The 7,328-nt window shown below is 37.4% G+C and carries 4 protein-coding genes, 1 other RNA gene and 1 other annotated feature; of the genes, 1 reads left to right on the plus strand and 4 read right to left on the minus strand.

Annotation, left to right across the window (positions count from 1 at the left end):
• Window positions 1-115 precede the first annotated feature (115 nt).
• From ACFSY7_RS10760 to hisS, 4 genes are all read right to left on the minus strand, one after another.
• Window positions 116-1,822, minus strand: a complete 1,707-nt coding sequence (locus ACFSY7_RS10760) for a hypothetical protein (protein WP_380147829.1) — start codon at window positions 1,820-1,822, stop codon at window positions 116-118.
• Between the two features lie 105 nt (window positions 1,823-1,927).
• Window positions 1,928-2,113: non-coding RNA, 6S RNA (gene ssrS / locus ACFSY7_RS10765), on the minus strand.
• A 140-nt stretch (window positions 2,114-2,253) separates the two neighbouring features.
• Entirely contained in the window at window positions 2,254-4,041 is a 1,788-nt protein-coding gene (gene aspS / locus ACFSY7_RS10770; RefSeq protein ID WP_380147830.1) for an aspartate--tRNA ligase, read from the minus strand.
• 16 nt (window positions 4,042-4,057) lie between these two features.
• Window positions 4,058-5,323, minus strand: a complete 1,266-nt coding sequence (gene hisS / locus ACFSY7_RS10775) for a histidine--tRNA ligase (RefSeq protein ID WP_126991104.1) — start codon at window positions 5,321-5,323, stop codon at window positions 4,058-4,060.
• Window positions 5,324-5,405: 82 nt separating this feature from the next.
• Window positions 5,406-5,650 (minus strand) — a binding site (T-box leader).
• Between the two features lie 165 nt (window positions 5,651-5,815).
• On the opposite strand from hisS, the gene ACFSY7_RS10780 reads away from it, so the two are divergent.
• Window positions 5,816-7,192: an N-acetylmuramoyl-L-alanine amidase gene (locus ACFSY7_RS10780; RefSeq protein ID WP_139992484.1), complete on the plus strand. Its 1,377-nt coding sequence runs from the start codon at window positions 5,816-5,818 to the stop codon at window positions 7,190-7,192.
• Window positions 7,193-7,328: the final 136 nt, after the last annotated feature.

Raw genomic sequence — 7,328 nt, forward strand, 5'->3', positions numbered from 1 at the left:
ACGATGAACAACGGCTGACAAGCAGATAAAAAAGACATTCATGATTTGAATAAAATCGTGAATGTCTTTTCTTATTGACTAGGGTTTTGTCCCAGCCTCTTTTTAATTAAAGCATTTAATAATTTCGTTGTAGCATCGGATACAGTAACAAATAAATCAATCTGCCTTGTACTGGGCACCCCTCTGTATAAAAACAATGCCTTGGATATGCTAACGGGTCAATATCTCGTTGACGATATTTGTCTACGAATGCATTCATCATAACCGCAATATTATAATTCTCTGCAATTGGATGATATGCCCAAGTAAACCAACGTGTTAGTGCATTATCTGGTAAGGTAGCAAGCAAACGTTTAGAAGCTCTATCTTCACCTAATGCACTAAGGACGGCTAGGCGTAAATATTGCTGTTCAACTGTCCAAGTAGTCATTTGATTCAAATAATCAAATGATTTTTCAAAATTTCGCATATCAAAAGAAACTGCCGCAGCTTTAAAGTATGCCCTATTACGTTCCATATCAGAAGATTTTTCACTTAGTTCTAGTGCACGCTGTAAGTATGTTTCATTTCCTTTATAATCGCTTAATAATAACAAAGCATCTACACAATTTTTATCGTACGAAAAGGATGTTTGTGCAAAGTCGAATCGTTGTTGGTCATGTGTTTGCTCATATGCTAAATAAGCAAAATGTTGTGCTAAATCATGCGCATTCTTCGGTATAAATTCAATATTCTTCGCTTTTTGCAATCGTTTACGTGTGACCTCGTCTTCAATGCTACGCTCATCACATAGTCGCGCTAATTGCCATTTTTCTCGATCTATAATCGTCGCATCTGTTCCAGAACAATATAAAGTCTGCTCATCTTCTAACAAATGCCATTCAGAAAACTCCTCTTTATAATAGTTTTCTAATTGAGCTGTATAACTATATACGGTCGTTTTCGAAACATCACAAATCGTTGCTAATTGTGTAACGGTTAAAATAGGTGGAATAAAATTAAACTTCATGCCAAATTGTAATACGCCTGCAATGAAACCACCTTTCTTACGCGCCTTTATGTGCTTAGTTGTCACATACCGATGTGTAAATAAAAATAAAGGCTCACTTTTAATATCCAATTCAATTAACGCTGCATCTAGCATGACTAGCAATTGCTTTTTGTCTGTACGCATCGTATTACTACTTAGCGATGTTTCTGAAATGAGTAATCGCCAACAATCATCGATATGCTGCTGAAAGAAATCTTTATAAGGTAACGCTGTAACCTTATAAAGTTTGTTCCATGCTTCAAATAAAGAATCACTTGCCTTGGTTAAAATAATTCCCATACTAAGCGAATAATAAATATTTTCTTCTAATCCTTTTACAAGTAATAATAACGTATTTTCTCCAATATGGTGTGGCATAGCAGAAAAATCAAGCACGTAGACAATTTCTTTTGTCCATGCATGCTCAATGGCTACATAACGATCTGTTACATCAATAATTTCACCAAAGAAAAATATGGGTTGGTGCCATGTATGGATGAGTTTTTTTAATTTTGATTGTGGTTCTTTCTTCATACGTTCCATAATAAAATGCGGCCAGTATGGTACGACGCCACTCAAAAAGAAATAGCTATCTTCCGCAAGTCTTCTAGCCGTATGTTCATCTAGTTTTTTCTCCATTTCTTGAAAAAACATAGGAGATAGCCAGCGTTTTACTTGATCAAAATCATTTTCATATTTCGTTAAAAATTGTTGTACAAATTTTTGTTTGATGGTCATGAAGTGATATTCTACCGGGGCAATGTTTTTTTGTGTTATAGGTTGTTTCTTCAAACCTTCCACCTCCCTTTTGAAATCAATCCGAAAAAAGAGATTGTCCTCATAAAGTATGGACAATCTCTTTGTATCGATTCATATACCCTTTTTACACACAAAAAAACAAATCCCATTGTGCCGTCAGTTTTCACATCGTTTTGAGCCCGCTTAAAGCAGTTATTTGTTCGCACAACTTGCTCGAAAGTCCCACCTAACAGGCATGATCTAAAAAGTTGTATATGAACAAAATCTCAAAAATAAATATGTTCGGTCAAAACTGATTGCAGCTGTCGTACACCGCAGGATTTGTCGTTACAGTTATACTATCACTTTATTCTATTTTGCGCAACTTTTTTATCTAATAAAACGTTTACATTATTATTTTATGAAATAAAAAAAGCTCGTAGTCATCGCTTTCGCAAATCGTACGAGCCTTCATCATTCAACAATTAATCTTCGTCAGCCATTGTTTTAACACGAATGTGTAAATCATCAAGTTGAGCCGTTGCTACAGCTGATGGTGCGTCTGTTAATAAGCAGCTAGCTGAAGCTGTTTTAGGGAACGCAATTGTGTCACGTAAGTTATCACGACCAGATAATAACATGATGAAACGGTCAAGACCGAATGCTAAACCACCATGTGGAGGAACGCCGTATTCAAAAGCATCCATTAAGAAACCAAATTGTTCTTGCGCTTGTTCTTGTGTGAAACCAAGTGCTTTGAACATTTTTTCTTGTAGATCTTTTTCATAAATACGTAATGAACCGCCACCTAATTCGTAACCATTAAGCACGATATCGTACGCTTGAGCGCGAACTTTACCAGGATCTGTATCCATTAATTCTAAATCTTCATCGAATGGACGAGTGAATGGGTGGTGAGCTGCAGAGTAACGACCCGCTTCTTCATCATATTCAAGTAATGGCCAATCCGTAATCCATAGGAATGCAAAGCGAGATTCGTCAATTAAACCTAAATCTTTACCTAATTTTTTACGTAAAGCGCCTAGAGCGTCTGCTACTACTGCTGCTTTATCAGCTACGAATACTAATGTATCGCCAGGTTCTGCACCCATACATTCCATTAATTTCACGCCGTAGTCATCTTGGAAGAATTTACCGATAGGACCTGTTAAACCTTCAACGCCTGTTTCAGTAACTTTAATCCATGCAAGACCTTTAGCACCGTAACGACCAACGAATTTTGTTAATTCATCTAAATCTTTACGAGAATATTTATCATTTGCACCTTTGATGTTTAAACCTTTAACTTGTTTACCATCTGCAACTGTTTGAGCAAATACTTTGAAGCCACAGCCATCTACAACATCTGTTAAATCAATTAATTCTAAATCGAAACGAACATCTGGTTTATCTGAACCGTAACGTGCCATTGCATCGTCATATTTCATACGTTGGAATGGACGTGGTACATCGATGCCTTTAACTTCTTTCATTACTTTTTGGATTAAGCGTTCGTTAATATCAAGAATTTGTTCTTGGTCTAAGAAGCTCATTTCCATATCGATTTGTGTGAATTCCGGTTGACGGTCAGCACGTAAATCTTCATCACGGAAGCAACGTGCGATTTGGAAGTAACGTTCGAAACCAGAAACCATTAATAATTGTTTGAATAATTGTGGTGATTGTGGCAGTGCATAAAATTCACCATCATGAACACGTGATGGTACTAAATAGTCACGTGCGCCTTCTGGAGTTGATTTTGTTAAGATTGGTGTTTCTACTTCTAAGAAACCTTCATCTTGTAAGAAGTTACGTACTACTTTTGTTACGTCAGAACGTAATTTAAAAGTTTTGTACATTACAGGACGACGTAAGTCTAGGTAACGATATTTTAAACGTAAATCTTCATTTACTTGAATGCGGTCTTCAATTTGGAATGGTGGTGTTTGTGCTTTGTTAATTAATGTTACGTTATCAACATACACTTCGATAGCGCCTGTATCTAAGTTTGGGTTAACCATTTCTGGTGTACGTGCACGCACTTCCCCTTCAACTTCGATTACATATTCACTACGGAATGAATCTGCTAAATCTAATGCTGCTTGAGAGTTTTCTGGGGTGAAAACAACTTGTGTTAAACCTGTACGGTCGCGTAAGTCGATGAAAATTAAACCACCGAAGTCACGACGATATTGTACCCAACCTTTTAATACGACGCGCTCGCCAACATTTTCAGCGCGTAAAACTCCACACTCATGTGTACGTGTTGCCATTGTGTAATTCCTCCAATTAATGTGTTTGTAAGTAGTTCACTAAATCATGGAATGGCACTTTTTCTTGTGTACCAGTTTCCATATTCTTCACAGCTGCAGCGTTGTCAGCAAGCTCTTGTTCACCTAACACAAGAACCCATTTTGCACCTTGACGGTCTGCGGCTTTCATTTGCGCTTTCATTTTACGACTCGCGTAGTCAATTTCAGTAGCGATGCCTTTTGCACGGAAGGTGCTTGCAAGCTCTACTGCTTTTTCTTTAGCGGCGTCATCCATCGATACAATGAATACTTCTAGCGCACTATCTGTTTCTAATTCTTTACCTTCTGCTTCTAATGCAAGTAATAAACGTTCGATACTCATCGCAAAACCGATACCGGCCATGTCTGGACCACCGACTTCTTGCACTAAACCATGGTAACGACCACCACCACAAAGCGTTGTAATCGAACCAAATCCTTTAGATGTGCTCATGATTTCAAATGCTGTGTGATTGTAGTAGTCAAGACCACGTACAAGGTTTGGATCTACTTCATATTCGATACCTAGTAAATCTAAATAATGTTTTACTTTTTCGAAGTATGTTGCAGATTCTTCATTTAAGAAATCTGTTAAAGAAGGTGCCGTTTCCATCAATGGATTTTCACGGTCTACTTTACAGTCTAAAATGCGTAATGGATTTTTTTCTAAACGATTTTGACAATCTGAACAAAATTCGTGAATATGTGGTTCAAAGTGGTTAATCAGCGCGGTACGATGCGCTTCACGAACCTCCTTATCGCCTAGTGAATTAATCACTAATTTTAAATCTGTTAAGCCAACTGTGCGATATACATTCATTGCAAGTGAGATAACTTCTGCATCAATTGCTGGATCTTTACTGCCGATTGCTTCAACACCAAATTGTACAAATTGACGATAGCGACCTGCTTGTTGGCGTTCATAACGGAACATTGGTCCAATATATGAAAGTTTCACTGGTTGGTCTGGTAAACCATATAGTTTATGTTCTACGTAAGCACGTACTGCTCCAGCTGTACCTTCAGGACGTAATGTTAATGAACGATTACCACGGTCTGTAAATGTGTACATTTCTTTTTGTACGATGTCAGTTGTATCCCCCACACCGCGTTGGAATAATTCAGTTGATTCAAACATCGGTGTACGAATTTCTTCATAGCGATATGTGTGGCATAGATGACGAATAGTTTCCTCTACTTTTTGCCATTTTGCTGATTGCTCTGGTAGGATATCCTGTGTTCCTCTTGGTACTTTAAACGTCATGTGTATGCTCCTTTCAAAAATACTGAATTACGTGTCGAGAAGGGACGGAAAATAAAAAAGGCCGCCGTCCCTTGCAATAAATGCAAGGGACGACAGCTCATTAAATTCAGCTTCCGCGGTTCCACCCTAGTTGGTCATTACTTTGTAATAACCCTCTCTAATCGGATAACGGCCGATTCCGTTTTCCCCTAATAAGCCTGCTGCGTTTCGAAGAAAAACCTCACGAGTGTTATTCACTAATTCACATCATAAGAAAACTTTCAGCCATGATTTTCTCTCTCTGGAAAATGTCTTGAAATTAGCTACTTGCTCGGTCATAGGTATTTGTTAATAATGTCAGATTACTTCATATCATAATAAGAAATAAGGGAGATGTCAACTTTTTCTGAAATGTTACATGATATTTCGTTCATGTCAAAGTTGTAACATTTTTGAAATATACTAGCTTTTTGATGGGAAAATTTTATACTATATAAGAAAGGGAGGACGATCATGAATAAAAAATTATCAAAAATCATGCTATTTATGATCGCTGCAATGCTTGTCATTTCAACGGTCATGATTTCTAAACCTGGCACTTCGCATGCGGCAACGACCACATATAAAACAACGGACTCGTTAAACGTACGAATTGGCCCAGGTGTGAAATATTCAAAGGTTAAAACACTTAAAAAAGGCGCAATTGTAACAAAAGTAAAAACTAAAGGAAATTGGTGGCAAGTAAAATACACAGCTTCAAAAACAGGCTGGGTAAACGCGAAATACTTAAAAGCAGTTAAAACGGTTACCGCTACTACTCCTGCTAAGAAAACGTATTATTATGTAACTGAACCAACAGGTTTAAACATGCGTGCTTCTTATACGGTTTCAAGTAAAAAAGTTGGCGTTACAATTCCTTACGGCGCTAAAGTAACAATCAAAAAAACAGCTAAAAATGGTTGGATTCAAGTAACTTACGGTAGTAAAACAGGTTGGATTAATGCAGATGAGCGCTATGGTTTCAAATCAACAACGAATATTTCCTTCACTGCGAGCGCTCCATCTCAAATTAAATATGTACTTGTTCATGATGACATGAATGTACGTAGCCTACCTTCAACAGTGGCTCCAAAATTAGGTACAGTTTCTACAAATTACTCAGCACGCATTTTACGCGTTTCGGATTCAAATTGGGCTGAAATCCAATATAGCGATTCACAAAAAGGTTGGATTTCTTTAAAAACATCTGACACAACTGTAACAACTGAAAAACCGGACCAAGTTTCAAAACCAGTAAACGGTTCATTAGCTGGTATCAAAGTCGTTGTTGACGCTGGTCACGGCGGTGGTGATCCTGGTGCAGGCGGTAAAGATTTATCTGGTAAATATGTTAGTGAATCAACACTTACATTAGCATCAGCTAAAGCATTAAAAGCACAAATCGAATCTGTTGGCGGTACAGTTTACATGACACGCGAAGGCACAGGCGCTCTTTCTTCTAACAAGACAACAGACCTTGGCTTACGCGCAAAATTAGCAGCTAAAAAAGGTGCAAATGCTTTCATTAGTTTACACTATAATTCAGCTGCAGCATCATCAGCCGCAGGTATTGAAACATTGTATTATCAATCAACTTCAAAAGAATTTGCTAATACCATTCATAAAAATATGGCTGAAGCAATTAAAGAAGAATACCCAACAATGAAAGACCGTGGTTTAAAATATCAAAATGTTATGGTGCTACGTGAAAATTCAGTATTCGCAACACTAGTAGAACTAGGATTTGTGTCAAACCCTAGCGAACTATCTCGCATCAATACAGATGCATATCGTGCTGTTGTAGCAGAAGGTATCACAAACGGTATTATCGAATATTACGGTCGCGATTAATCATCGTAAAACACGCTCAAGTATGAGCGTGTTTTTTTATGACGAATTGTAATATTAAGTGCACCACTCAAAATAAATAAAAAAAGACCCATTCAATATGAGCCTGTATAATTAAAGTTCCTACACCAAAATCAAC

Origin of the sequence: Kurthia populi (assembly GCF_042686175.1) — a bacterium.
GTDB classification, from domain to species: domain Bacteria; phylum Bacillota; class Bacilli; order Bacillales_A; family Planococcaceae; genus Kurthia; species Kurthia populi.

Coding starts and splice junctions, on each gene's coding strand:
- aspS (WP_380147830.1), bottom strand. CDS start 4,041: ATGGCAACACGTACACATGAGTGTGGAGTTTTACGCGCTGAAAATGTT.
- ACFSY7_RS10780 (WP_139992484.1), top strand. CDS start 5,816: ATGAATAAAAAATTATCAAAAATCATGCTATTTATGATCGCTGCAATG.
- hisS (WP_126991104.1), bottom strand. CDS start 5,323: ATGACGTTTAAAGTACCAAGAGGAACACAGGATATCCTACCAGAGCAA.